Origin of the sequence: Pseudomonas sp. FP597 (genome assembly GCF_030687435.1) — a bacterium.
GTDB classification, from domain to species: Bacteria; Pseudomonadota; Gammaproteobacteria; order Pseudomonadales; family Pseudomonadaceae; genus Aquipseudomonas; species Aquipseudomonas lactucae.
This window is the reverse complement of record NZ_CP117432.1, coordinates 5,034,853-5,060,414: the sequence shown is the minus strand read 5'-3', so window position 1 is coordinate 5,060,414 and position 25,562 is coordinate 5,034,853. Positions and strand designations below refer to the sequence as shown.

Annotated in this window: 29 protein-coding genes and 1 pseudogene; 12 read left to right on the top strand and 18 right to left on the bottom strand. The window is 60.3% G+C overall.

From position 1 onward, the window contains the following. Positions 1–45: 45 nt before the first annotated feature. Both PSH66_RS23185 and PSH66_RS23180 read right to left on the bottom strand, forming a co-directional pair. Positions 46–345, bottom strand: a complete 300-nt coding sequence (locus PSH66_RS23185; protein ID WP_003175766.1) for a YciI family protein — start codon at positions 343–345, stop codon at positions 46–48. 1 nt (position 346) lies between these two features. Continuing rightward, positions 347–943, bottom strand: coding sequence for a septation protein A (locus tag PSH66_RS23180; RefSeq protein ID WP_141063324.1), 597 nt, complete (start codon positions 941–943; stop codon positions 347–349). Positions 944–1,030: 87 nt separating this feature from the next. Here PSH66_RS23180 and PSH66_RS23175 point away from each other — a divergent pair, with 87 nt between their 5' ends. The 6 genes from PSH66_RS23175 (at position 1,031) to rluB (ending at position 6,016) form a co-directional block, all read left to right on the top strand. Continuing rightward, complete coding sequence (locus PSH66_RS23175; RefSeq protein WP_305427708.1) at positions 1,031–1,894, top strand: PHP domain-containing protein; 864 nt, start codon at positions 1,031–1,033, stop codon at positions 1,892–1,894. Between the two features lie 13 nt (positions 1,895–1,907). After that, positions 1,908–2,537, top strand: coding sequence for an L-threonylcarbamoyladenylate synthase (locus tag PSH66_RS23170; RefSeq protein WP_017529178.1), 630 nt, complete (start codon positions 1,908–1,910; stop codon positions 2,535–2,537). Positions 2,538–2,657: 120 nt separating this feature from the next. Further along, a complete protein-coding gene (locus PSH66_RS23165) occupies positions 2,658–3,356 on the top strand; it encodes a ScpA family protein (RefSeq protein ID WP_176156672.1) in 699 nt (232 codons plus the stop codon). Positions 3,357–3,368: 12 nt separating this feature from the next. Beyond that, complete coding sequence (scpB, locus tag PSH66_RS23160) at positions 3,369–4,289, top strand: SMC-Scp complex subunit ScpB (protein WP_003175761.1); 921 nt, start codon at positions 3,369–3,371, stop codon at positions 4,287–4,289. Positions 4,290–4,471: 182 nt separating this feature from the next. Further along, positions 4,472–4,663, top strand: a complete 192-nt coding sequence (locus PSH66_RS23155; protein ID WP_003175760.1) for a DUF1289 domain-containing protein — start codon at positions 4,472–4,474, stop codon at positions 4,661–4,663. A gap of 144 nt (positions 4,664–4,807) precedes the next feature. Next, positions 4,808–6,016 (top strand): 23S rRNA pseudouridine(2605) synthase RluB, encoded by a 1,209-nt coding sequence (gene rluB, locus PSH66_RS23150; RefSeq protein WP_003175758.1) that lies wholly within the window; start codon positions 4,808–4,810, stop codon positions 6,014–6,016. A 76-nt stretch (positions 6,017–6,092) separates the two neighbouring features. Here rluB and PSH66_RS23145 read toward each other — a convergent pair whose 3' ends face one another. Next, positions 6,093–7,052, bottom strand: a complete 960-nt coding sequence (locus PSH66_RS23145) for a leucyl aminopeptidase (RefSeq protein ID WP_305427707.1) — start codon at positions 7,050–7,052, stop codon at positions 6,093–6,095. Between the two features lie 74 nt (positions 7,053–7,126). Then, entirely contained in the window at positions 7,127–7,264 is a 138-nt protein-coding gene (locus PSH66_RS23140; RefSeq protein ID WP_003175756.1) for a hypothetical protein, read from the bottom strand. Positions 7,265–7,912: 648 nt separating this feature from the next. Here PSH66_RS23140 and PSH66_RS23135 point away from each other — a divergent pair. Continuing rightward, positions 7,913–9,334, top strand: coding sequence for an amino acid permease (locus PSH66_RS23135; RefSeq protein WP_305427706.1), 1,422 nt, complete (start codon positions 7,913–7,915; stop codon positions 9,332–9,334). A 266-nt stretch (positions 9,335–9,600) separates the two neighbouring features. On the opposite strand, the gene PSH66_RS23130 is transcribed toward PSH66_RS23135, so the two are convergent. Then, positions 9,601–9,927 carry a hypothetical protein gene (locus PSH66_RS23130; protein ID WP_232291268.1) on the bottom strand — a complete coding sequence of 109 codons (327 nt, stop codon included), beginning with the start codon at positions 9,925–9,927 and terminating at the stop codon, positions 9,601–9,603. A gap of 137 nt (positions 9,928–10,064) precedes the next feature. Beyond that, a complete protein-coding gene (locus tag PSH66_RS23125) occupies positions 10,065–10,442 on the bottom strand; it encodes a cytochrome c (protein ID WP_305429645.1) in 378 nt (125 codons plus the stop codon). 70 nt (positions 10,443–10,512) lie between these two features. On the opposite strand from PSH66_RS23125, the gene arfB reads away from it, so the two are divergent. Continuing rightward, a complete protein-coding gene (gene arfB, locus PSH66_RS23120) occupies positions 10,513–10,926 on the top strand; it encodes an alternative ribosome rescue aminoacyl-tRNA hydrolase ArfB (RefSeq protein ID WP_042945196.1) in 414 nt (137 codons plus the stop codon). On the opposite strand, the gene PSH66_RS23115 is transcribed toward arfB, so the two are convergent. The 4 genes from PSH66_RS23115 to PSH66_RS23100 all read right to left on the bottom strand — a co-directional run bounded on the left by PSH66_RS23115 (position 10,923) and on the right by PSH66_RS23100 (position 13,029). Then, positions 10,923–12,119 carry an MFS transporter gene (locus PSH66_RS23115; RefSeq protein ID WP_003175751.1) on the bottom strand — a complete coding sequence of 399 codons (1,197 nt, stop codon included), beginning with the start codon at positions 12,117–12,119 and terminating at the stop codon, positions 10,923–10,925. The genes arfB and PSH66_RS23115 overlap by 4 nt on opposite strands. Before the next feature lie 96 nt (positions 12,120–12,215). Further along, complete coding sequence (locus PSH66_RS23110; RefSeq protein ID WP_003175750.1) at positions 12,216–12,398, bottom strand: hypothetical protein; 183 nt, start codon at positions 12,396–12,398, stop codon at positions 12,216–12,218. 74 nt (positions 12,399–12,472) lie between these two features. Beyond that, positions 12,473–12,601 carry a hypothetical protein gene (locus PSH66_RS23105; RefSeq protein ID WP_003175749.1) on the bottom strand — a complete coding sequence of 43 codons (129 nt, stop codon included), beginning with the start codon at positions 12,599–12,601 and terminating at the stop codon, positions 12,473–12,475. A gap of 116 nt (positions 12,602–12,717) precedes the next feature. Next, entirely contained in the window at positions 12,718–13,029 is a 312-nt protein-coding gene (locus PSH66_RS23100) for a DUF962 domain-containing protein (RefSeq protein WP_003175748.1), read from the bottom strand. A gap of 161 nt (positions 13,030–13,190) precedes the next feature. On the opposite strand from PSH66_RS23100, the gene PSH66_RS23095 reads away from it, so the two are divergent. Further along, on the top strand, positions 13,191–14,249 hold the full coding sequence (locus PSH66_RS23095) for an AraC family transcriptional regulator (protein WP_078734440.1): 1,059 nt from the start codon (positions 13,191–13,193) through the stop codon (positions 14,247–14,249). Here PSH66_RS23095 and PSH66_RS23090 read toward each other — a convergent pair. From PSH66_RS23090 to PSH66_RS23080, 3 genes are all read right to left on the bottom strand, one after another. Beyond that, positions 14,206–15,660: a TrkH family potassium uptake protein gene (locus PSH66_RS23090; protein ID WP_003175745.1), complete on the bottom strand. Its 1,455-nt coding sequence runs from the start codon at positions 15,658–15,660 to the stop codon at positions 14,206–14,208. The two genes, PSH66_RS23095 and PSH66_RS23090, sit on opposite strands and share 44 nt — an antisense overlap. Before the next feature lie 269 nt (positions 15,661–15,929). Then, positions 15,930–17,273, bottom strand: a complete 1,344-nt coding sequence (locus tag PSH66_RS23085; RefSeq protein WP_003175744.1) for an imelysin family protein — start codon at positions 17,271–17,273, stop codon at positions 15,930–15,932. 127 nt (positions 17,274–17,400) lie between these two features. Beyond that, complete coding sequence (locus PSH66_RS23080) at positions 17,401–19,452, bottom strand: bifunctional diguanylate cyclase/phosphodiesterase (protein ID WP_141063317.1); 2,052 nt, start codon at positions 19,450–19,452, stop codon at positions 17,401–17,403. A 186-nt stretch (positions 19,453–19,638) separates the two neighbouring features. Between PSH66_RS23080 and PSH66_RS23075 the strand changes: the two genes are divergently transcribed. Continuing rightward, complete coding sequence (locus PSH66_RS23075) at positions 19,639–19,809, top strand: hypothetical protein (protein WP_003175741.1); 171 nt, start codon at positions 19,639–19,641, stop codon at positions 19,807–19,809. Between the two features lie 43 nt (positions 19,810–19,852). On the opposite strand, the gene PSH66_RS23070 is transcribed toward PSH66_RS23075, so the two are convergent. The 5 genes and pseudogenes from PSH66_RS23070 to PSH66_RS23050 all read right to left on the bottom strand — a co-directional run bounded on the left by PSH66_RS23070 (position 19,853) and on the right by PSH66_RS23050 (position 23,520). Further along, positions 19,853–20,077 carry a hypothetical protein gene (locus tag PSH66_RS23070; protein ID WP_003175740.1) on the bottom strand — a complete coding sequence of 75 codons (225 nt, stop codon included), beginning with the start codon at positions 20,075–20,077 and terminating at the stop codon, positions 19,853–19,855. Positions 20,078–20,252: 175 nt separating this feature from the next. Continuing rightward, entirely contained in the window at positions 20,253–20,591 is a 339-nt protein-coding gene (locus PSH66_RS23065) for a group II intron maturase-specific domain-containing protein (RefSeq protein WP_305429589.1), read from the bottom strand. 165 nt (positions 20,592–20,756) lie between these two features. Continuing rightward, positions 20,757–21,418: pseudogene (locus tag PSH66_RS23060) on the bottom strand (reverse transcriptase domain-containing protein); the annotation flags it as partial. Positions 21,419–22,143: 725 nt separating this feature from the next. Beyond that, a complete protein-coding gene (locus PSH66_RS23055; protein ID WP_003175739.1) occupies positions 22,144–22,740 on the bottom strand; it encodes a superoxide dismutase in 597 nt (198 codons plus the stop codon). A 177-nt stretch (positions 22,741–22,917) separates the two neighbouring features. Further along, positions 22,918–23,520 (bottom strand): LysE/ArgO family amino acid transporter, encoded by a 603-nt coding sequence (locus PSH66_RS23050; protein ID WP_305427705.1) that lies wholly within the window; start codon positions 23,518–23,520, stop codon positions 22,918–22,920. Between the two features lie 90 nt (positions 23,521–23,610). Between PSH66_RS23050 and PSH66_RS23045 the strand changes: the two genes are divergently transcribed. Beyond that, positions 23,611–24,504 (top strand): LysR family transcriptional regulator ArgP, encoded by an 894-nt coding sequence (locus PSH66_RS23045; protein WP_003175737.1) that lies wholly within the window; start codon positions 23,611–23,613, stop codon positions 24,502–24,504. A 53-nt stretch (positions 24,505–24,557) separates the two neighbouring features. Beyond that, positions 24,558–25,556, top strand: a complete 999-nt coding sequence (locus PSH66_RS23040; RefSeq protein WP_003175736.1) for an NAD(P)-dependent oxidoreductase — start codon at positions 24,558–24,560, stop codon at positions 25,554–25,556. Positions 25,557–25,562: the final 6 nt, after the last annotated feature.

The window sequence follows — 25,562 nt, the reverse complement described above, 5'->3', positions numbered from 1 at the left end:
GCCATTTGGCGTGCGCCGAACTCAATAGGTTCGACGCAACCCGGATCAAGGCAGGACTTGCTTGAAGGGTTTGATCACCACGTCGGCATAGACACCTGCCGCGACATAGGGATCAGCCTTGGCCCAAGCCTGGGCATCGGCCAGTGAGGCGAACTCGGCAACGATCAGGCTGCCGGTAAAACCGGCGTCGCCCGGGTCGTTGCTGTCCACGGCCGGGTGCGGGCCGGCCAGGACGATGCGGCCTTCGGCTTGCAGCTGCTTGAGGCGCTCGACGTGGGCCGGGCGTACGGACAGGCGTTTTTCCAGCGAGTTTTCAACGTCGGTGGCAATGATGGCGTAGAGCATGTCAGTCCTCGGTTTTCGGCGTGGAAGGGTCGGTGTCATGCAGGTGGCGCGACAGGTAGATGCCCTGGCCGACCAGGAACAGCACGGTCATGCCCAGGCTGCCGAACACCTTGAAGTCGACCCAGTAGTCCTGGAAGGTAAACGCCACGAACAGGTTGGCGGCGCCACAGAAGATGAAAAACACGATCCAGGCCACGTTCAGGCGTACCCAGACCGGTTCCGGCAGGGTCAGCGCGTGGCCCATGATCCGCTTGATCAGCAGGCGGTCGCCGATGAAGTGGCTGCCGATGAACGCCAGTGCGAACAGCCAGTTCACCACCGGGGCTTTCCATTTAAGGAAGGTCTCGCTGTGGAAGGCCAGGGTCAGGCTGCCGAAGACCAGGCACGCGACCAGGGTCAGCCATTGGCTTTTTTCCAGTTTGCGCTGGGAAATGAACAGGGCGCCATAGACCACGATGGAGCTGATGATCAGCACGGCGGTGGCGCTGTAGATGCCGCCTACGGTGAGCTCATGGCCGGCCACGTCGACGACCCGAGGGTCAAGTTTGTAAACGATGAAAAACAGCAACAGCGGGATGAAGTCGATGAATTGTTTCACAGTAAGAGCCAGAAGCTGGATGTGGCGGCATAATAACAAACATCCTTGGTTGCGATAGCGCCAGCTGACTTGAGGTTACAGACCCCCGTGAATGTTGATTTGCACTGCCACAGCACGGCCTCCGACGGCGCCCTGGCGCCCGCGGTACTGGTTGCGCGTGCGTTTGAAAAAGGCGTGCGAGTCCTGGCGTTGACCGACCACGACACCCTCGAAGGCATCGATGAAGCCCGCACGGCGGCCCATGCCCTGGGCATGCAGTTGGTCAACGGCGTGGAATTGTCCTGCACCTGGGGCGGTGCCACCATTCATATACTTGGCTACGGTTTCGATCAAACGGCCCCGGCGCTGGTGCAGGCCATCGCCGATTTGCACGATGGCCGCTGGCTGCGGTCCGAAGAAATAAGCCGCAAGCTCAGCCTTAAAGGCATGCCCAACGCCCTCGACGGCGCCCGCGCCATCCAGCAGGAACTGGGCGATAGCGGCAACGCGCCGGCCCGGCCGCACTTTGCCGACTGGATGGTGCGTGAAGGTTTTGTCAAAGACCGCGCCGAAGCCTTTCGCAAATGGCTGGGCGCTGGCAAGTTAGGCGATGTGAAGCAGCATTGGCCGACCCTCGAAGACACCGTCGAGACCTTGCGTGCCTCCGGGGCCTGGGTCAGCCTGGCGCATCCCTGGCACTACGATTTCACCCGCAGCAAGCGTCGCAAGCTGATAGGCGACTATATTGGAGCCGGCGGCCACGCTATCGAAGTGGTCAACGGGCATCAACCTGCCGAACAGGTGGGCAGCCTGGCGATTCTTGCCCGCGAATTTGGTCTGCTGGTCAGCGCCGGCAGTGACTTTCATGGCCCAGGCGGCTGGTCCGAGATCGGCGAATATCGCGCCGTCCCGGACGACCTGCCGCTGTTGTGGGGGCGATTCAAGCATGACCCCATTATTGCCACCGTCTGAACAGGTAGAACACGTGAGTCAATTCTTCCAGATTCATCCGGAAAACCCCCAGGCGCGCCTGATAAAACAGGCCGTGGAGATTATTCGCGCCGGCGGCGTGGTGATCTACCCTACCGACTCGTCCTACGCCATCGGCTGCCAGATCGGCGACAAGGGCGCGGTCGAGCGGGTCAGACGCCTGCGTCAACTGGATGACAAGCACAACTTTGCGCTGATCTGCAGCGATTTGTCCCAGCTGGGCCTGTTCGCCAAGGTCGACACCGGTACGTTCCGCCTGCTCAAGGCTCACACACCGGGGCCTTACACCTTCATCCTCAACGCCACCCGCGAAGTGCCGCGCCTGTTGCTGCACCCGAAGAAGCGCACCATCGGCCTGCGTGTGCCGGAACACCCGATTGCCCTGGCGCTGCTGGCCGAACTGGGTGAGCCATTGATGAGCGTGTCCTTGATCATGCCCGGCGACACCGAGCCGCTGGAAGACCCGTACGAAATGCGCCAACTGCTGGAAAAGCAGGTGGACCTGATCATCGATGGCGGCTTCGGTGGCGGCAAGGCGTCCACCGTGATCAACCTGGCCGACGGTGAGCCCGAAGTGGTGCGTGTCGGCTGCGGCGATCCCGCACCGTTTATGGTCGAGGCCTGAATGTCGTCAGTGGAAACCGTCGACCCCCAGGCAGGCGCCCAGCAGGAGTTGCCGTTCGCCATGGTGTATGGCCAGGCGGTCATGGAAATGCCGCTGGACCTGTACATCCCGCCGGATGCCCTGGAGGTGTTCCTCGACGCTTTCGAAGGCCCGCTCGACTTGCTGCTGTACCTGATCCGCAAGCAGAACATCAACATCCTCGACATCCCGGTGGCGGAAATCACCCGCCAGTACATGGGCTATGTCGAATTGATGCAGTCGGTGCGCCTGGAACTGGCCGCCGAGTACCTGGTGATGGCCGCCATGCTCGCCGAGATCAAGTCGCGCATGCTGCTGCCGCGCTCGGAGACGGTCGAGGCCGAGGAAGACGACCCGCGCGCCGAATTGATCCGCCGTCTGCAGGAGTACGAGCGTTTCAAGGCTGCCGCTGAAGGCATCGACGGCTTGAGCCGGGTGGGCCGTGACGTGGTGGTGCCCAAGCTCGACGCGCCGGAGGCCCGTGCGCGCAAATTGTTGCCGGACGTGAGCCTGGAAGAGTTGCTGATGTCCATGGCCGAGGTGCTGCGCCGTGGCGACATGTTCGAAAGCCACCAGGTCAGCCGCGAGGCGTTGTCGACCCGCGAACGCATGAGCGATGTGCTGGAGCGTCTCAAGGGTGGCGGGTTTGTGCCGTTTGTCGAGCTGTTCACCGCTGAAGAAGGGCGCCTGGGGGTGGTGGTAACCTTTATGGCGGTCCTCGAATTGGTCAAGGAGTCCTTGGTCGAGCTGGTCCAGAATGAGCCTTTTGCGGCTATCCACGTGCGGGCGCGAGCCGAATAAAGAGCTGAAACCATGAACCTGACTGAACCCCGCGAACTGGCGCCCTTGCTGGAAGCCTTTCTCCTGGCCTCGGGTAAGCCGCAATCCCTGGAGCGCCTGTTCGAACTGTTTGAAGAGGCTGAACGCCCCGAGCCGCCGGTGTTCAAGAAGGCGCTGGAGATCCTGCGCAAGTCCTGCGACGGCCGCGCGTTTGAACTGCGCGAAGTGGCGTCGGGTTATCGCCTGCAGATCCGTGAGAAATTCTCCCCATGGGTCGGCCGCCTGTGGGAAGAGCGCCCGCAACGCTATTCACGGGCGATGCTCGAGACCATGGCGCTGATCGCCTATCGCCAGCCGATCACCCGGGGCGAGATCGAGGATGTGCGGGGCGTGGCGGTCAACAGCCACATCGTCAAGACGCTGCTGGAACGCGAGTGGATCCGCATCGTCGGTTACCGCGACGTGCCGGGCAAGCCGGCGATGTTCGCCACCACCAAGGTGTTCCTCGACCACTTCAACCTGAAAAACCTCGACGACCTGCCTCCGCTCGCTGAATTGCGCGAGATGGAAGCCGAGCCGGTGCTCGACTTCGACGACGCGCCGGTGCCGCAGGGCTTGCAGGAATTGGCCGATGCCAGCGCCGAGCCGGAGGAACCGAAGGACGAAACCAGTTTCCATACCTTGCTGCTGGAGCTGGATGACATGGAGCAGGGCATCAAGACCGACTTTGATGATTTGCTGCGTGATGGGGCGGCCGAGCCGGAAACCGAGGTGAACGTTGAAGTTGAGCCTGAGGTCGAGCCCGAAGAAGACATCCTCGGCGTGGCCGATGCCCGCGAGAAACTCCTGGCCGCCGTCGCCGCCCTCGAACAACCGCCGCTGAGCGATGAGGAAGACGAGGCCCGGGCACTGGCCGAGGCCATCGAAAACGAACGCCGCCAGTTCGAAGACTGACGCGGTCCCATGTGGGAGGGGTTAAGGCTTTGAAGGGGTAAAAAGTGACCTGTGGCGAGGGAGCTTGCTCCCGTTGGACTGCGCAGCAGTCCCATTCTGTGTAAACAAAGAGAGGGGCCGCTTCGCGGCCCAACGGGAGCAAGCCCCCTCCCACATTTGATCTCCATTGTTTGGGAGAAAGCATGAGTTCAACCAAAGACCCCTGCATCAGCCTCTGCAAGTTCAGCGACGATATCTGCGTCGGCTGCGGGCGCAGCAAGCGCGAAATCCGCGCCTGGAAGAAACTCGACAAGGTAGACAAGCGCGCGGTGCTGGCCGAAGCCGAGCTGCGCCTGCTGGTCTTGGGCGCCACCGGTCGGCGGAAAAGCAAATGACTTGGGCTGTATCGACTACTCTGTGATGCGCAATGCGCGTCATGCGCGTATGATTCGCGACCCTTTGCCGCCGTATTCGGCCAAAGCCCCGCTTTCAACACTCTTCAGGCCACGCCTGAATCGACCCACCGGGAGGTGCTTAAGATGAATGACCAAGACCATAAAGACCAGGAAATCGGCCCAGCAGGCGAAAAGCTGCAAAAGGTGCTGGCGCGTATCGGCGTGGGCTCGCGCCGCGACGTCGAAGCCTGGATCACCCAGAAGCGCATCAAGGTCAACGGCGTCGAGGCCACCCTCGGCCAGCGCGTCGACCTGCACGATGCGATCACCATCGATGGCAAGGTGATCAAGCGTGAAGAGGCCGCCGAATCGGTGCGCCGCGTGATCATGTACAACAAGCCCGATGGCGAGATCTGCACCCGTGACGACCCCGAAGGCCGTCCGACCGTGTTCGACAAGATGCCCAAGCCCAAAGAAGGCCGCTGGATCAACATCGGTCGCCTGGACATCAACACCACCGGCTTGCTGATGTTCACCACCGACGGTGAACTGGCCAACCGCCTGATGCACCCGTCCTACGAGATGGACCGTGAGTACGCCGTACGTGTACGCGGTGAAGTCGACGACGAGATGATCGAACGCCTCAAGGCCGGCGTGGTGCTGGAAGACGGCCCGGCCAAGTTCACCGACATCAAGCAGGCGCCCGGTGGCGAGGGTTTCAACCACTGGTACCACTGCGTGGTGATGGAAGGTCGTAACCGCGAAGTACGTCGCCTGTGGGAATCCCAGGGCCTGGTGGTCAGCCGCCTGAAACGCGTGCGTTTCGGCCCGGTGTTCTTGAACTCCGACCTGCCGATGGGCCGCTGGCGCGAAATGAGCCAGTACGAAGTCGACATCCTCAGCGCCGAAGTCGGCCTGACGCCGGTCGCAATGCCGCAGATGAACGCCAAGAGCAAAGACAAGCTTGAGCGTATGCAGCGTAAGTCGTCGCGTCCTGTCGCGCGTACCGAACGTGTGGCCCGCACCCTGCGCCCGGCGCTGGATGCACCGGCCACCGGCGGGCGTATCTCGCGTCAGCCGCAGATCGAGGGTGAACGTCGTCCAACGGCGCCATCGCGTCAGGAAGGCGAGCGTGCTCCACGTACGCCGCGCCCTGCGCCGGCCGGTGGTCGCAGCAACCGTGGTGAAGCGGATCGCCCGGCCGACAACGCCAGCACCAAACGTCCAGCCAAGCCGGCGGCGAATAAGCGCCCCGGTCCGAAACTGGTCGCCGACGAGCCGTCTGGCAAGCGCCGTGGCGCACCGGCCGGTTCGGGTCAACGTCCGGGTTTTGGTCGCAAGAAACCGCAGTGATGTAAACGCTGCACAAAAACGCCAACCTTAGGGTTGGCGTTTTTTTTTGGATCTTCATTTGATTCGAAATGGGTGCTCAGAACGCAAAGGCGCCATCGAATACCGGCTTGTCATCCAACGCCAACACCCCGCTGGCAAAGATCAGATCCAGGTGATGACTGCCTTTCTGCCCGCCGCCCAGCCCCAGGTGCAAGCCGCAATGGCGCTCCTCAAACCCGGCATTGCGCGCATATAAATCCTTGACCCCTTCATTGGTGCCAATGCCCAGTTCCTCCACCCGACGGTTGGACGGGTTGGCATTCAGGTATTTGTTGAAGTCATCCACCAGCCCCGGCACCTCGCTGGCCACGCTGCAGACGGTCGAGTTCTCGATCCACAACTCCAGCGGCGTCTCCAGCACGCCGTATTTGCGTGCAAACGGGATAGTGCTGAGAAAGGTGCCGACAAATCTCACCTGGCCATTGATGGCCTCACTGTGGGTGGCGATTTCGCCGGGTGCGAGGTCATGGTTGCCGACGCCGTTGATATTGGTCCACTTTTTGATGCTGCTCATCGGCGCTTCAAGACGTGAGCCGTGTTTGTCGGTAAAGCTCAGCACGTTGGCCTGGCCCATGCGCCGGATCAGCGTGGCGTTGAGGTCGGCGATGCGCTGCGGCTCGACGCTGAAGGTGTCGTAGAAGTAGTCGCCGTAGTCCTTGAACAGCAGGGATTTCTTCCAGTGTTCGGCCATCACCCCCTGCAGGGCGCGGATAAAGTTCGGGCCTTCGGCGCGTGGGTTGGGCAGTGTCGAGGCGTCGTAGAGAAACAGGTACAGGTCGCAGGCTTCGATGGCCTTGGCCAGGGTATCGCTGGCGGCCAGGTCCAGGCGCTGTACCTGGAAATTGAAGCGGGCGGCGCTGCTGTGGGTGATGGCGTGAGCAATGGCGTCGTAACGCTCGGTATGGCCCAGCAGCACAGTGGGGCAACTCAGCCCGTTGAGCGCCGGGTGATGGGCGAGGTAGTAAAGAAAGTGTTCGACGGCGCGGGCCTTGTCCATGACGGGTGTCCTTGTGTGCCTTGGGTAAGGGGGGCAGGTGCCGTGCACAGCACCTGCCGAATGCCTGTCGCGTCTTAGAAAGGCCACATCGCGGTGCCGAACGGCACGACGGCGTCGGCCTGCATCATTTCAACGGCGGCCTCATGGGTCGGCGCTTCAAACCAATCGTCGAGTTGCAGTTCGGTTTCCAGGTCGTTTTCCAGTGCTTGCATGGTGTATCTCCTAGAGGACGGTGTTTGAGAACGGCTTGCCAGCGGGCTTCGCTGGGCAAGTGGAATGAACCTAGGAGAGCTTGTTGGTTAATGCAAAAAATTTATTGACACGGTCTCATTTGGATTTTTTCTTCTGTTTTTCACCGTGAGTTTTTTATTCAGTAAAAACAATGAGCTGGCGCGGGTAATGTTTCGGAAATTTCTTACCGACATTTTTCCGTTTGCCGAAGGTCGACAGCTTGGCTGTAACGCTTATTTTCCACGGTGTAACGATAAATTTACGAGAAGCGCTCGGCATTATTGGGGCGCCTTTCGTCGTAACGAATGCCTGACAGATTGTCGCGTGCACTGTTGCAGGGCGTTCGCAAGCGGTCGAGCGGTGTACAATGCGCCGCGTTTTACTGTGACCCCTTGCGTAACCACGCAAAAGGCCAAGACCTCAGGGTTTACCCACCCTGATCACTCCGCCCGGCCACGAGCCCGGCGGGTTCGATTTCGTCACAGATAAAAACAAACAGGTGACGCATGAACGTTGGAAAAACGCTGTACTCCTGGTGCCTGCGCTGGGGTTTGAGCGGCGCTGCTTGAGTCGAGATTCAACGCAGCAACGTGCATTCACATCATCAAACCTTGCGTGAGACCCTTTTCATGAGTGGACCCCATTCTTCTTCAGGCGAGCTGAAACGCGGCCTGAAAAACCGTCATATCCAGTTGATCGCCCTCGGTGGCGCCATCGGTACCGGCCTGTTCCTGGGCTCGGCCGGGGTGCTCAAATCCGCCGGTCCGTCGATGATCCTGGGCTATGCGATCTGTGGCTTCATTGCCTTCATGATCATGCGCCAGCTCGGCGAAATGATCGTCGAAGAGCCGGTTGCCGGCTCCTTCAGCCACTTTGCCCACAAGTACTGGGGCGGTTTCGCCGGCTTCCTGTCGGGCTGGAACTGCTGGATCCTGTACATCCTGGTGGGCATGTCGGAGCTGACGGCCGTCGGCAAGTACGTGCACTATTGGTGGCCGGAGATCCCGACCTGGGTCTCGGCGGCGGCGTTCTTCGTGCTGATCAACCTGATCAACCTGGCCAACGTCAAAGTGTTCGGCGAGGCCGAGTTTTGGTTCGCGATCATCAAGGTGGTGGCCATCGTCGGCATGATCGCTCTGGGCAGCTACCTGCTGGTCAGCGGCAGCGGCGGCCCGCAAGCCTCGGTGAGCAACCTGTGGGAACACGGCGGTTTCTTCCCCCATGGCGTCGGCGGCCTGGTAATGGCCATGGCGATCATCATGTTCTCCTTCGGCGGCCTGGAAATGCTCGGCTTTACCGCTGCCGAAGCCGACCAGCCGCGCACCGTGATCCCCAAGGCGATCAACCAGGTGATCTACCGCATCCTGATCTTCTACATCGGCGCCTTGGTGGTGCTGTTGTCGCTGACGCCGTGGGACAGCCTGCTGGCCACCCTCAATGCGTCCGGCGATGCCTACAGCGGCAGCCCGTTCGTGCAAGTGTTCTCGATGCTGGGCAGCAACACCGCCGCGCACATCCTCAACTTCGTGGTCCTGACGGCGGCCTTGTCGGTGTACAACAGCGGCACCTACTGCAACAGCCGCATGCTGCTGGGCATGGCCGAGCAGGGCGATGCGCCCAAGGCCCTGTCCCGGATCGACAAGCGCGGCGTGCCCGTGCGTGCGATCCTCGCCTCGGCGGCGGTGACCCTGGTGGCGGTGCTGATGAACTACTTCGTCCCACAACACGCGCTGGAGTTGCTGATGTCGCTGGTGGTGGCCACGTTGGTGATCAACTGGGCGATGATCAGCTTCTCGCACTTCAAGTTCCGCCAGCATATGAACCGCACCGGCCAGGTGCCGTTGTTCAAGGCGCTGTGGTATCCGTACGGCAACTACCTCTGTCTGGCGTTCGTGGTGTTTATCCTGGTGATCATGCTGATGATTCCGGGGATCCAGGTGTCGGTGTACGCGATCCCGGTGTGGGTGGCGTTTATGGCGGTGTGTTACTGGTTCAAGAACAAGCGCAGTGCCGAAGCGGCGTTGGCGACGGCGAGTGCGGTGTTGAAGTAGGCAAACTGGGCAGGCTGTGTGAAAACGCTGCCTGCACCGGTTGAAAGCAAATGCCCTGACTTGTCGGGGCATTTGCTTTTCAGGGATGAAAAAAACAGATCTGGACGTCTGGTTTTTCCAGTGTTCATTTGTTTCGAAGACGTTGAGGTTTAAACGACTACTTTTTTAACCACGGCAGGACGCCATGAGCCGCACAGTTGCACTCCACTCCACTTATTTCATCTGCTGCCATACATTTCACGTCTACACAGCGCCGCCATATAGCCTCATTCACTACAAGACAACTGAAAAATGTAGTTCGGGCTATTGAAGGTCTTGCCGGTCATGCTTTCAAGAAGGCCGACTTGCTCTGGTGATAGGTCGTACTCATAGATCGCATCTTCAGGCTCGCTCCAGGACATTAGCTCCGATAATTTGTCGTACTGGTCGGCAGGAATTTCAATACTGAAAGCCAACTCCTCGGTTTTTTTATCAAATGCAAGAATTTCATGCTGCATGTCTGAGGCTCCTATCAAAATTATTTTGGCGTGGTTCGGCCTGGCTCGGCGTCCTTTGTGCGCTCTGCCGTTTTTCGGATAGGAGCGTTCAGACATGACGGGCTCACTTCCTTGTGTGGGGGAGTGAGCCTACGAGGGAGGATCAAGGAGCTGGAATCGGCAATATTCGATGGGAAACGTGGGAAAAGTAGACGGAATATCAGGGTGTTTCGAATACATTTTTTAAGAGGCATTCACCGGCTTTTTAAAATCACACCACTCATGTATTGATTCAAATCGCGAAAATCCTCAACGCTCCACGCATGCGGCGGTACGCGCACACCGTTCTCCTGCAGTGTTTTTGGAATCAGGTTCCCATTGGGACGAAGGATGACCGAAGACACAATTACGCCCGGATAATCAGCCAGGCGTTTTTTGAACGCGGGCGTCGTCAGGTCAGGTGTAGGCGGGCTGCTCTTCCTGGCCAGTGGTCCCGTTGCCTTGAGATCCGCTCCATGGCACATGGCGCATCGCTGTGAATACAGAGTCTTGCCGTTGGCACTATCGGCGAAGGACTGCGAAGTTTGAATGAGTGCTAAAGTGCCGAGCAAAGCGATCAAGGGTATTTTCATTCCACGGGTGACCTTGTTGCCTATGTTGTTATCCACGATTGGCTTATCCGTTGCCTAAGGTTTTTGAGTGATGCTGGTCATTTCCAACAACGTGCACCTGCCCGATGCCGAAATCGAGCTGACTGCCATCCGTGCCCAGGGCGCCGGTGGGCAGAACGTCAACAAGGTGTCGAGCGCGGTGCACCTGCGTTTTGATATTCCGGCGTCGTCGCTGCCGGATTTCTATAAAGAGCGGCTGCTGGCGCTGCGTGACAGTCGCATCACCAGCGACGGCGTGTTGATCCTCAAGGCCCAGCAATACCGGACCCAGGAACAGAACCGCGCCGATGCGTTGGAGCGCCTGGTGGAACTGATCCTTAGCGCCACCAAGGTGGAGAAGAAGCGTCGCCCGACCAAGCCCACCCTGGGCTCGAAAAAGCGTCGCCTCGAATCCAAGACCAAACGCGGGAGCATCAAGGCCGGGCGCGGCAAGGTCGATTTCTAAGCGTCGCGTGCCTCGCGCGCCTTGGGCGCCTGCCGGTACAGGTACACACTCAGCAACAGGCCACCCAGGGCGGCGAGGGCGGCGAACAGGAAGATCGACGCAAAGCCGAAGCCTGCCGCTACCGCCCCGGCCAACGGGCCGGTGATGCCCAGGGACAGGTCGATAAACAATGAATAGGCGCCGACCGCCGAACCCCGGCTGGACGCAGGCACCAGGTTGACCGCCTCTACCCCCAGGGCCGGAAACACCAGGGAAAACCCAAAGCCGCTCAACGCCGCGCCGGCCAGGGCCAAATTGGCATCCGGCGCCAGCCATAGCAACAGCAGGCCGAGGATCTCCACCGACAGGCAGGCGATTGCCACGCGAAAACCGCCGATACGGTTGATAAAATTGCCGAACAACAGGCGTGCGCCGATAAAACTGGCGCCGAACAGGCTCAGTGCCCACACCGCGTTATCCCAGTGCTGGGTGGTGTAATACAGGGTGATGAAGGTGGCGATGGTGCCAAAGCCGATCGAGCCCAAGGCCAGCGCGCAGCCGTGCGGGAGTACCCGACCGAGGACATTCATGAACGGCAGGCGCACGCCGGCGACAATCGGCGCGGCGACCTTGTTCCACCCCAGCAGCAAGCCCACCGCCGCCAGCAGGATAATGCTGACGCCCATGCTCCACAGCCCGAATTGCCTGACCAGCAACACTCCCAGCGGCGCACCGACCGCCAGCGCGCCATAACTGGCGATGCCATTCCACGAGATGACCTTGGCGGTGTTGGCCGCGCCCACCCGGCCGATGCCCCAGCCGATGGCGCCCGAACCCACCAGGCTTTCCGCGCTGCCCAGCACCAGGCGGCCAATCAACAGGCTGCCCAGGCTCAAGGCCGGCAGGCTTGAGGACCATGCCGCGATTAACATGAACACACCGCTCAGGCCGCATCCCGCCAGGCCGATCAGCACCGCTCGCTTGCTGCCCAGGTTGTCGATGAGTTTGCCCGCATACGGTCGGCTCAGCAGGGTGGCCAGGTATTGCACGCTGATCACCAACCCGGCAATCACCGCGCCATAGCCCAGTTCGCTGTGGACATAGCCCGGCAATACGGCCAGAGGGATGCCGATATTCAGGTAGCCGATAAAGGTGAACAACACGATGGAAACAACTTGCAGCGTGACCGCCATGGGGCGCTGGGTATCTGGCATGGGGAGAGGTCCACTGTCGCAGCAGGTAAAGATAGGCTGCTAATGATAGCGGTGCTTTGACCCGAGCAGGGCGGTAAAACGCAAAAACGTCAGAGGTCAGGGCTTGGCGGGGGCCAGCAGTTGAGTGGTGACCAATGCGGCCAACGCGTTTTCCTGGGTGCCGAAGCGCTTGAGCAGCACCGCTTGCTTGTCGGCGCTGAGGCGGTTCCACACCTCGACCATCTGCAAGGCTGCATCGAGGACGGCGGTGTCCCGGGTGTCGGGGAGGGTATCGGTCATGGCGGGTACCTCGGGTGATTCAGGCAGTGTGGAAAGCGCTCAAAGCTGCGCTTTCCACACGGTCTGGTACGGCGTCAGTCCTGGCGTTCGCTGTCGACTGGTTTGGCTTCTTTGGCCTCAGGCTGCTTGGGGCTGGCCTGTTGCGGTGTTGGCTGCTCAGTTTCGTGCAGGCTTGGGAAGGGGAGATTAGGTATCTCGTGCATCGTCGTCGCTCCTCGCAAAGTCTGTTTTTTCAATCGCAGGTGAGTCCGCGCTCTCAAAAAGCCTTCGCAGGATACAACACTGTAAATGACAAAAAGACTTTTATCTCGACGAGGAGCTAGAACGGCACCTTGCCCAGAATCATGTCGCGGTACATCACAAAATCCCCCAGCAAGCTGTAGAACGGGTGCTTGAAGGTTGCCGGACGGTTCCTTTCGAAGAAGAAATGCCCGATCCAGGCAAAGCCGTAGCCGGCAATCGGCACGGCCAGCAACAAGCCCAGTGACCCTTTGCCGATGGCGTAGGCCAGAATGCCGATCACTAATGTGGTGCCGATAAAATGCAGGCGCCGGCAGGTGCTGTTGCCGTGTTCGCGTAGGTAATACGGGTAAAACTCGGCAAAGCTGTTGAATCGATTGACGTTTTCCACAGTGACCGGCCCTTTGATTGTTATACCGCTCAACGGATGTTCGGCGGGGAGCTTATTTAAGTCTAGAGTGATCAGTGGTAACGGCCAGTGACATTGGATGCCACTTTAGTATCCTTGGCTTCCTGGCTGCCGTTTTCAGCCTGCTTTATTAAGAAGACGCCATGAGCGAACGAACAACTTCTGCAAGCTGGGCGATGGGGATAGTCAAGGCACTGGAAATGGACGGCCTTGATTGCCGCAGTCTGTTCAAGCAACTGGGCCTGGATTACGCCGCCCTCAACGACCCCGACGCCCGTTTTGCGCAGGATTCCATGACGCGCCTGTGGCAGCGCGCGGTCGAGCTGTCGGGCAACCCGGCGATCGGCCTGAACATGGGCAAGGTGGTGCGCCCAGCGTCGTTTCACGTCGCCGGTTACGCTTTGATGTCCAGCAACACACTGGCCGAAGGCTTTATGCGTCTGGTGCGCTACCAGCGGATCATCGCCGAAAGCGCCGACTTGAGCTTTCGCCTGTTGCCCGAAGGCTATGCGCTGATTCTGACGGTGCATGGCGATCATCTGCCGCCCACCCGGCAAAGCGCCGAAGCCTCGCTGGCTTGTGCTCTGGCGCTGTGCGGCTGGCTGACCGGGCGCACCCTGCAACCGCGCAAAGTCATGTTGCAGGGTGAGCCTCCGGTGGACCTGGCCCCTTACAAACAGGCGTTCCATGCCCCGCTGGAGTTTAATGCGGTGTACGACGCGCTGATCTTCGAACGTGCCGACATGGACGCACCGCTGCCCACGGCCAATGAAGCCATGGCGCTGCTGCATGATCGGTTTGCCGGTGAATACCTGGCGCGTTTCTCCGAAAGTCGTGTGACCCACAGGGCTCGCCAGGTGTTGTGCCGCCTGTTGCCCCAGGGCGAACCCAAGCGCGAAGTGGTGGCCCAGACCCTGCACCTGTCCCAGCGTACCTTGCAGCGGCGTTTGCAGGAGGAGGGCACCAGTTTTCAGACCCTGCTCGACGACACCCGCCGCGAACTGGCCGAGCAATACCTGGCGCAGCCGAGCATGACCCTGCTGGAAATTGCCTATCTGTTGGGGTTTGCCGACCCCAGTAACTTCTTCCGCGCGTTTCGCCGCTGGTTCGATGCCACGCCCGGCGAATACCGGGCGCGGTTGCAGGAGACATCGACGGTCAGTGACGCCAGAACGCCGGGATGCACAGAACAAAGACTGTGATGATTTCCAGCCGGCCCAGCAACATGCCCAGCGACAGAATCCACTTGGCCGCATCCGGCAGGCTGGCGAAGTTGCCGGCCGGGCCGATGGTTTCGCCCAGGCCCGGGCCGACGCCGGACACGGTACTGGCGGCGCCGGTGAGTGCGGTCATCCAGTCCAGGCCCAGCAGCGACAAGGCCAGGGCGATGGCGCAGATGGTGATGGCAAAGAAAAACGAAAAGGTCAGGATCGAACGCACGATCTCTTCGTCGAGACGATGACCGTTGTACTTCTGCTTGATCACCGCGCGGGGGTGAATCAACTGGTTCAAGTTGGCCTTGAGCAGGATATAGGCGACTTGGAAGCGGAAAATCTTGATGCCCCCCGCGGTGGAGCCGGAACAGCCACCGATGAAGCCCAGGTAGAAGAACAGCATCAGCGAGAAGTTGCCCCAGAGGCTGTAGTCCCCCAACGCAAAACCGGTGGTGGTGACCACCGAGGTCACGTTCAGCGCCACGTGGCGCAGGGCCTCCAGCCAATGCAGGTTGGTGGTCCACCAGTACCAGGTGCCGAGCACCAGCCAGGTCACCACCAGCAGCCCGAGCAGGCCCTGCACTTGTTGGTCCTTGATCAGTGCCTTGCGGTTGCCGCGCAAGGTGGCGACGTACAGGGTGAACGGCAGGCTGCCGAGGATCATCACCACCACCGCCACCCAGTGCACCGCCGGTTGTTTCCAGTGGGCCAGGGATTCGTCGGAGGTGGAGAACCCACCGGTGGAAATCGCCGACATCGCGTGGTTGATCGCGTCGAACAGGCCCATGCCGGCCCACCAGAACGCCAGGCTGCCGAGGATGGTAATCCCCACATACGCCGCCACGATCAAGCGCGCCACCATGTGCGAGCGCGGCATGACCTTTTCCGAGCGGTCCGAGGACTCGGTCTGGAACAGGCGCATGCCACCGATACGCAGCAGCGGCAGGATCGCCACCGCCATGCCGATAAAGCCGATACCGCCCAGCCAGTGCAGCAGCGAGCGCCACATCAGGATGCCCGGCGACATGCTGTCCAGCCCACTCAATACCGTGGAGCCGGTGGCGGTGATGCCGGACATGCTTTCGAAGAACGAGTCGGTGTAGCTGATGTGCTGGGTCAGCAGGAACGGCAGCGCGGCGAACACGCACACCACCAGCCAGCTGGTGACGGTGAGCAGGTACATGTCGCGCGGACGCAGGTGCACATGCTCGGGGCGACCGGGGATGACCAGGGCCAGGCCGGCGACAAAGGTGATCATGCTGGCCCACAGGAACGAGGGCAGGTCGCTGGTGCGTTCGAAAATCACCAGGGTGGCCATGGGCACAACCATGGCGATCGCGAGGGTGATCAGGAAGATGCCGATGATGAAACCGATGATACGTAGGGTCGGCAACGCCATGAAGTTCGCTCGATAGAGGGCAGAGGCGCCATTCTACCTGGGGTGCAGGGCATGTAAACCGGCGTACTTGGGACGATCTGGAGCAAATGAGGGGTCGGTGCGACGATTCGACTTGCTCCCGATATAGGTGGTTCAGCAGATACTTCCTTCACTGACACACCGCTATGGGGGTATGAACTCTCCCACAGCGTTTTGTGGTGGTTATTGGGCCGTGAAAGGCAGGCACAAAAAAGGCGACCCGAAGGTCGCCTCATTCGACACGGTGCAGATCAGAACTCGTGATCAGCGCTGTCCGGGTTCAGGTCGCTGATGCCCAGCTTGCCGGCCGCGGCTTCGATCGAGCCGGTCTGCTTGACCAGCGCCGCGATGGCGTCGCGCACGATCTGGTTGCCTGCCTCGTTACCGGCGGCGATCAATTGGTCGTAGTGCTCACCCTTGTTGGCGTGATCAACCATGACCTGGATCTTCGCCTCGGTGGCGGCCAGGTCGGCCTTCAACGCGGTATCGGCAGCCGGGTCGGCCTTGGCCACCAGGGACGACAGGCTGGCGCCGGTCATTTTGGTGCCGTCGACGCGGGTGTACTCGCCCAGGTAGACGTTGCGGATGCCCTTGGCGTCGTAAAAGTGCGAATTGTGAGTGTTGTCGCTGAAGCAGTCCTGCTCGTCTTCCGGCGAGTTGGCTTCCAGGGACACTTTCATACGCTCACCGGCCAGTTCGCCGAGGGAGAGGCTGCCCATGCCGAACAACATTTTGCGCAGGCCGTCGGTGGCAGGTTCTGCCTCGAGAGTGGCGCGATAGTTGTCTTCGACGTTGGGTTTCCAGTTGCCGACCATTTCTTCCAGGTCGCTGACCAGCAGTTGGGTCACGGCGCTCAGGTAGGCGCGACGACGCTCGTTGTGGCCGCCGGTGGCACCGCTACCGGTCAGGTAGTCCGATGCGGGACGCTTGCCTGCGCCGGGGCCGGTGCCGTTGAGGTCCTGGCCCCACAGCAGGAATTCAATGGCGTGGTAGCCGGTGGCGACGTTGGCTTCGGAACCGCCCAGCTCATTGAGGCTGGCGAGTTTTTCCGGGGTGATGACTTTCACGTCGATCTTGTCTTCGCCGATCTGGATCTGGGTGTTGGCGATGATGTTGGCGGTAGCGCCCGGGTTGCCCAGGGCATGCTCGTAGGATTTGTCGGTGTAGTCGATCAGGCCTTCGTCCAGCGGCCATGCGTTCACCTGGCCTTCCCAGTCGTCGATGATGGTGTTGCCGAAGCGGAATACTTCGCTCTGCAGGTACGGCACGCGGGCGGCAACCCAGGCGGCGCGGGCGGCTTTCAGGGTTTCGTCGTTCGGCTTGGCGAGGAACGCGTCGATCGCGGTCTGCAGGGTTTTCGCGGTGGATTCGGCGTCGCTGTACACCGCGAAGACCATGTCGGCGTAATGCGCGACCACGGCTTTGGCGGCGGTTTCGTCGACCTGGCCGGCAGGGGTGGCAGCCGCTGGAGCGGTAGTGCTGGCAGCCGGGGTCGGCGCCTGGTTGGCTGCGGGCTTGTCTTTACCTTCGCCGCAACCGGCGAGAGAAATGGCAATAGCCAGCAGACTGGCGGTGGCCAGGGGCATACGAATCATGGCGAACATCCTGCTTCGGTTGTTGATAGGACGCGCGGGGGGGCGCAAAAACTGCGACATAATGCGAAAGATTTGCATTTTGTGTAAAGGGTTATACGCGGGAAATATTAACTATCGTTTCGCCCTGTTACAGAATCATCGCGTTGTCCCGCTCGGCCTGCTTCAAAAAAGCCGCCAGCTCCCGAGCCTGCAAGGGTTTGCTGTAGTAGTAACCCTGACCTTCGTGGCAGCCTTCGGAGATGATGTAAGCCTCCTGTTCCGCGGTTTCCACGCCTTCGGCGATCACCTGCATGCCCAGGCTTTTGCCCAGTTGGATAATCGCTCGCACGATGGTTGCATCGTCGTCATCGTCCAGCAGGTCCTGGACGAAGCTCTTATCGATCTTGATCTTGTCCAGCGGCAGGCTTTTCAGATAGCTCAGCGACGAGTAACCGGTGCCGAAGTCATCGATGGCGATCAACGCCCCGGAACGGCGCAGGCTCAGCAGGTGCTGGGCGGCGGTGCTGATGTCTTCCATCAGGCCGGTCTCGGTGACTTCCAGCTCCAGACTGCGCGGTGGCAGGCGGTAGATCTGCATCAGGTTGTTCACCACGCGGGGCAGCTCGGTGTGGTGCAACTGCACGGTAGACAGGTTGACCGCCATGCGCAGGCCGGTGAACCCCTGGTCGTGCCATTCGCGCAGCTGGCGGCAGGCCTGGTCCAGCACCCACTCACCGATGGGAATGATGGTGCCGTTCTGTTCGGCCAAGGGAATAAACAGGTCCGGCGGCACCAGCCCGTGTTCCGGATGTTGCCAGCGAATCAGCGCTTCCACGCCCACCACATGCTGGTCGCGGTAACTGATCTGCGGTTGGTACACCAGGTGAAACTGATCGCGGCTCAACGCCTCGCGCAGGTCTTTTTCCAATTCGCGGCGCCGGCGCATTTCGCTGTCGACGCTGGCGATATAGAACTGATAGCGGTTGCGCGAGCGGCTCTTGGCCAGGGTCATGGTCTGCTCGGCTTTTTGCAGCAGCTTCTCGGTGCTGTCGCCATCTTCGGGGAACAGGGTGATGCCGATGGTGGCACGCAGGCGGATCGGTTCCTGATCGAGGGCGAACTCCGCTTCCAGGTCGTCGAGGATACTTTGCGCGAGTTCGGCGGCTTCGTAGGGTTGGTCGATATTGGCCTGGACCAGGGCAAACTGATCGCCGCCCAGGCGTGCCAGGGCGCCGAGGCGGCCGCTGTGGGCGCGCAGGCGGTCGGCCAGGGCCAGCAGCAACTTGTCGCCGGCCTGGTAGGTGAATTGCTCGTTGACGCTTTTGAAGTCATCCAGCCCCACGCACAACACGGCCACACGGCGCTGCCGGCGGCCGGCGTCGATCAGGATCTTGTCCAGTTGCTCCTGCAGTTTCTGGCGGTTCGGCAGGCCGGTCAGGAAGTCGTACTGGGCCATGCGCAACAGGCTGCTTTCCGCTTCGTGACGTAAGTGAGTGTTGCGCTCGATGGATTCGAGCAATTGGTTGGCGGTGTTGATCCACAGCCCCAGTTCGTTGCGCTCATGACCCTTGAGCTGCGGAATCTTGTGTTCGCTGGGGCGGTCCGGATTGATTGAGGTCAGGTGTTCGATGATTCGCGACAGCGGTTTGGTCAGCAGCCAGTGGTATACCAGGTACAGCACCAGGCCCAAGGCGAGCGCGCGCAGCACCCCGGAAATGAAGATGATCACCGAATTGACAATAAACCCCTGGCCATAGGTGGCGGTGTCGAGGGTAATGCTCAGGTCACCGTAATATTCACTGTAGGGGCCTTTGCCGACCAGGCTGGTGGTAAACGTGCGTTCCTGGCCAAGAATCAGGTCGGTCAGCCAGCGGCTGGAGGATTGCTGCAGCGCGCGGCTTTTTTCCGCCAGCATGGTTTCGTTGGGGTGGCCGATGGAGGCCATGCGCACGGCATCGTCCTGGAACAGCCCTTCGATCACCTGCATGCCCATCTCGCGGTCCAGGCTGTAGACGGCCTGGGTCGAAGGGTCCCGAAACATGTCGAGGATGCGCTGGGCATCACCGGCCACGGTCTGGCGCGTCTTATAGGCATCAAACACGATCTGGGCCACGCTCAGCGCCACGCCCACGATCAATGCCGACAGCAGCACCACCCGTAGCAACTTCACCGACAAGCTGTGTTTGAGTTCCAGCTTCAAAGGGGCATTCCTTGTCTCACGCGGGTGGCCTTCAATATGCCATGAGTATTGGCAATCTGGTAAGGGCCGTCAAAGGGACATTGGAAGACGCGTGAAATGGTGTGAAACCAGGAACCAAGTCTTGGGAAATTGCCACATAGGCCACGAGAGGAATAAGCCTTTCGGTCAATTTCGGAGTTTGTATTTATGATCGCAGCAGGAGCAGCAACAGCCGGCATCGCAGCGCTGGCCCCCATCGTATTGCCGTTGGCGGCTCAAGTAGCGGGGATGGCGGCGGATACTGCAAAGCAAGTGCTGGACCGCGCGGTGAATTTTGCCGATAGCAACATGAGCCAGCAGAAGCAAATTCGCTTCTGATAGCCAAGGGTGGCAAAGAGAGCGCTCTCTGCCACCCTTTGTTCTACTGTTTGAACGTGATCATCAGCTTTTCAATTTTTGCGTCTTTGGCAAATTCAATGGATTTGCTTGGCTGCGTCTCTTCTTCAGTGCCTATCTTCTTTGCGACGGCATCCGCGAACGGTTGGATCAGCGGCGTCACCGCTTTGACAATATCGCCAACCACCGGGAGTGCCGTTTTTAACAGGTCGCCTACTACGGGAAGTGCTGCCATTGCGCCGATTGCCATTGTTATTTCTCCGACAGGTTAGAGAGATCATTTCGTCTCGATGACTACGTGGCAATACACAATGACGGGGTTCCTGCGCAGGCATGACAATTTATGACAATCGAGTAGGAGGCGGATTTACATCCGCCGTCCTCTCACACCACCGTACGTACGGTTCCGTATACGGCGGTTCAGGTCATGCGGATAAGCCGTTGATCGTATCGAGTATCGAGACCAGTCCGAGCTGGTTCCACAGTTTCTTCGGCAGCGCCTGATTCATATGTGACGCTCCCGAGTTCCACCAAGGACCTCTGCCATTGAACGCTGATGTGCAAGCACGTCCTTCATGGATCCCCAGGCGCATCAGGTTGCGCGCCCTCGTAGAGGGCCGCTTCCATTGACGCCAGACGACACATCGAAGCTTACGTCTTACCCAACCGTCCAATTCTTCGAGTGGTTTCCTGCTCTGGCTGAGCTTGAAGTAACCCGCCCAACCACGCAGCACCGGGTTGATCCGCTCAATGACGTTAGCCATCTTGTGGCCCCGGGCTTTACGCAGCAGTGCTCTGAGCCGATCGCGTAGGCGATCCAGGCTCATCGTCGCCACTCTTAGTCTCGGCTGTTGGTGCCAGCTCATCCCATAACCCAAGTAGTCACAGGCCCAGGGCCGTGCCACACGGCTCTTTTCCTGATTCAACGTCAATTTCAGGTGTTGATTCAGGAAGCGTTCAACCCCGGCCAGCACACGCTCGCCTGCGCGACGACTACGCACATAAATGTTCGCGTCGTCGGCATAGCGTACAAAGCGGTGGCCCCGTCGTTCCAGTTCACGGTCGAGTTCGTTGAGCAGGATATTCGACAACAACGGCGAGAGCGGACCGCCTTGCGGCGTCCCTCCTGCCGTCGGCTGGCGATCCCACCCGACATGACTCCAGCCTCGAGGTAGCGACGGATCAGCCTGAGCACTCGCTTGTCTTCGACTTGACGTTCGATGCAGGCCATCAATACATCGTGGTTGACTCGATCAAAGAACTTCTCAAGATCAAGCTCCACGCACCAGCGGTTCCCCGCCGCCACATGGGCGCGAGCTGTTTCGATAGCTTGGTGAGCGCTTCTGCCCGGACGAAAGCCGTAGCTGTAATCCGAGAACAGAGGGTCGAAGATCGGTGTGAGCTGTTGCAGCAAAGCCTGCTGGATCAGGCGGTCCACTACACTGGGAATGCCCAGCTGTCGCGTTCCTCCCTTGGGCTTGGGGATTTCAACGGCGCGTACACCTTGCGGGTGATACTCACCGGCCAGCAACCGAGCCTTGAGGATCGGCCAATACTGATTCGTGTAGTCCGCCAATTGCTCGACCGTCATGCCATCGGCACCCGGCGCGCCCTTGTTGCTGACCACACGGTGATACGCACGCTTGAGGTTGACGGGTGCGAGCACCCGCGCCATCAGCGTGTCCGGCTCCGCTTTCGTCCGCGCCACAGACGCCGCCGATACCTCTGCGCTGTCAGCCGTCATCCTCGGATACTGTCCGGAACTCGGAGTAACAGTTTTCTCTGGGAGAAATTTCTGCATTTCGGTATTCAACGAGACTCTGACGCCTACCGGCGGCATAACCTGTTCAGCCCTTGATGACGTGGTTATTCGTCACTTACTACGGCCTCGGCTGACTTCTGCAGGTTCATCCCGTCGCCTCTCGACGCCCGGTAGCACAGTGGCAAACCTACAGATCTCCCAGGGTAATTCGCGCGACCTTCCTGCTTATGCCTGTCGGATCTACGTCGTAGCGTTCCGTGCAAGTATTGGGCTTTAACGATTTGCGCCGTCTTACCCCGCTACGCCGCCTCTATCCGCTTCCTGTTCGTCAGGCCAGCATTTTGCCTCGGGCTTCCTTCAGATTCGCAGTCACCCGCGACACCCTTGCCTCTGGCTAACACTTCCCCTTGCCGGGTGTGTAGAGGACTTTCACCTCCAAGTCACCAGCGTGGCCACCACAGCCAAGCTGGTTGCGCTTACGCGCAACGCGCCATGCCTGGCGCACGCACAAAAAAGCCCGGCAATCGCCGGGCTCTTTTTACTGCAAGCGTTGCTTAGGCAGTGAAGGTCTTGCCTTCGAACTGCTCAGCCACGAACTTCCAGTTGACCAGGTTCCAGAACGCTTCCACATACTTTGGACGCACGTTGCGGTAGTCGATGTAGTAGGCGTGTTCCCACACGTCGCAGGTCAGCAGCGGAGTGTCGCCGTTGGTCAGCGGGTTGCCGGCGCCGATGGTGCTGGCCAGGGCCAGGGAACCGTCAGCCTTTTTCACCAGCCAGCCCCAACCGGAACCGAAGGTGCCGACGGACGTCTTGGTGAACTCTTCCTTGAACTTGTCGAACGAACCGAACGCCGCGTTGATGGCTTCAGCCAGTGCGCCGGTAGGTTGGCCGCCGGCGTTTGGCGCCAGGCAGTTCCAGTAGAAAGTGTGGTTCCAGACCTGAGCGGCGTTGTTGAAGATGCCGCCCGAAGAGGATTTGACGATCTCTTCCAGGGTCTTGCCTTCGAACTCGGTGCCAGGCACCAGGTTGTTCAGGTTCACGACATAGGTGTTGTGGTGCTTGTCGTGGTGGTATTCCAAGGTTTCCTTGGAGATGTGCGGCTGCAGGGCATCGTGTGCGTAGGGCAGCGGCGGCAATTCGAAAGCCATGATGATTCTCCTAATCAGGTCAGTTGCGGTGAGCGCAAGGCCGATCACGGGCGGCCAAACAAGCGCCGGGGAGTTTGTACTCTTTGCGGCGCAGGGGCAGGATCATAGCACCGGGGGTGCGGCAAAACCACGCAACAACTGTGTGGGATAGAGGTTCCAGAGCCTTTTGGAATAAGTTCACGGCGCGCTTATTAATTGGTAGGCCACGCTGAACATCATCGCCGCCACCAACAGGTCCAGCAGGCGCCAGGTCGCCGGGCGTGCCAACCACGGTGCCAGCCATGCCGCGCCCACGGCCAGGGTCATGAACCACAGGAACGAAGCGCTGGCGGCGCCGGCCACGTAGGCGCCGGGGTCGGTTTGTTGCGCGCCCAGCGAACCAATCAGCAATACCGTGTCCAGGTACACGTGGGGGTTGAGCAAGGTGACCGCCAAGGCACTGAGCAGTACCGCGCGCAGGGAGCGCATCTTGATATTGGCGCCTTGATCCAGGCTCTGTGTCGAACAGGCTCGACGCAATGCCGACACGCCATACCACACCAGGAACGCAGCGCCGCCCCAGCGCGCCACGCCCAACAGGATCGGGCTGTGAGCCAGCACCGTGGCCAGGCCGAATACGCCTGCGGTGACCAGCAACGCGTCGCAAATCACACACAGCGCCGCCACGGGCAGGTGATGTTCACGGCGCAGACTCTGCGCCAGCACGAAGGCGTTTTGCGTGCCGATGGCCATGATCAGGCCGAGGGCCACCAGCAATCCGTTCATATAGCTTTGCCACATAGATAAGATCCTCTCAACGATGCTGGTCATTCTCATGGTTCAGGCTGTATAAGAAAAACAAATCTTGCTCATCGCTCATTAGGGAAACTGATGTTCGAGTATAAATTGCTCTCCGCCCTGGCGGCCGTGGTGGAACAGGCCGGCTTCGAGCGCGGCGCTCAAGTGCTGGGCATATCGCAGTCGGCAATTTCCCAACGCATCAAGTTGCTCGAAACGCGCATCGGCCAGTCGGTGCTGGTACGTGCCACGCCGCCGACGCCTACCGATATCGGCCGGCGCCTGCTCAACCATGTGCAACAGGTACGCTTGCTGGAGCGTGACCTGCAAAGCCAGGTGCCAGCACTGGACGAGGAGGGCATGCCTGAACGCCTGCGCATCGCCCTGAACGCGGACAGCCTCGCCACCTGGTGGGCCGAGGCGGTCAGCGATTTTTGCGCCGAGCAGCATTTGCTCCTCGACCTGGTCGTCGAGGACCAGACCGTAAGCCTCAAGCGCATGCGCGCCGGTGAAGTGGCGGCTTGCATTTGCGCCAGCGAACGTCCGGTTGCCGGTGCGCGCAGCCTGTTGCTCGGCGCCATGCGCTACCGGGCGCTGGCCAGCCCGGCCTTTATCGCCCGGCATTTCCCGCAAGGCGTGCGCGCCGATCAGTTGGCCCGCACACCGGCGCTGGTGTTTGGCCCGGACGATTTCCTGCAGCATCGCTATCTGGCCTCCCTTGGGGTGGACGGTGGTTTCGAACACCATTTATGCCCATCCTCCGAAGGCTTTATCCGCCTGACGGAAGCCGGCCTCGGCTGGGGGCTGGTGCCTGAATTGCAGGTGCGCGACCAACTGGAAAGAGGCGCGCTGGTGGAGTTACTGCCAGATAAGCCCATCGACGTGCCGTTGTACTGGCATCATTGGCGCAGTGGCGGGCAACTGTTGGGCGTGTTGACCGACCATCTGGCTCAGGCGTGTGGTCAATGGTTGGTGCCGTTGGACTGATGGCGTGCGTCAAGGCAACAGCGATGAAAAAACGAAAGAACACGGAGTAATACATGAAGATTCTGGTCACCGGCGCAAGCGGCTTCATCGGCGGACGCTTTGCGCGTTTCGCCCTGGAGCAGGGCCTGGATGTACGGGTCAACGGACGCCGCGCCGAGGGTGTGGAGCACCTGGTACGGCGCGGTGCCGAGTTTATCCAGGGTGACCTGAATGATGCCGACCTGGTGCGCGACCTGTGCCGCGATGTCGAAGCGGTGGTGCACTGCGCCGGTGCCGTGGGGCTGTGGGGGCGTTATCAGGACTTTCATCAGGGCAATGTGCTGGTCACTGAAAACGTCGTCGAAGCCTGCCTCAAGCAACGCGTCGGGCGCCTGGTGCACCTGTCGTCGCCGTCGATCTACTTTGATGGCCGCGACCATCTGGGCCTGACCGAGGAGCAAGTGCCCAAGCGCTTCAAGCACCCCTATGCCGCCACCAAATACCTGGCGGAGCAGAAAGTCTTCGGCGCCCAGGAGTTCGGCCTGGAAGTATTGGCCCTGCGCCCGCGCTTTGTGACCGGGGCGGGGGACATGAGCATCTTTGCGCGCCTGCTGAAGATGCAGCGCAAGAACCGCCTGGCCATCGTGGGCGACGGCCTGAACAAAGTCGACTTCACCAGTATTCACAACCTCAATGAAGCGTTGCTCAGCAGCCTGCTGGCCCCCGGCTCGGCACTGGGCAGGGCCTACAACATCAGCAACGGCGCGCCGGTGCCGGTGTGGGATGTGGTGAACTACGTGATGCGCCAAATGGAGTTGCCCCAGGTCACTCGTTATCGCTCCTACGGCTTGTCCTACAGCGTGGCCGCATTGAACGAGGCGTTCTGTGCGATGTGGCCCGGGCGCCCGGAGCCTTCGTTGTCGCGCCTGGGCATGCAGGTCATGAACAAAAATTTCACCCTCGACATCAGCCGGGCCAGGCATTATCTGGACTACGAGCCCAAAGTCAGCCTGTGGACCGCCCTCGACGAATTCTGCGGCTGGTGGAAAGCCCAGGATCCCGGGCTCAAGTAAAGGTCA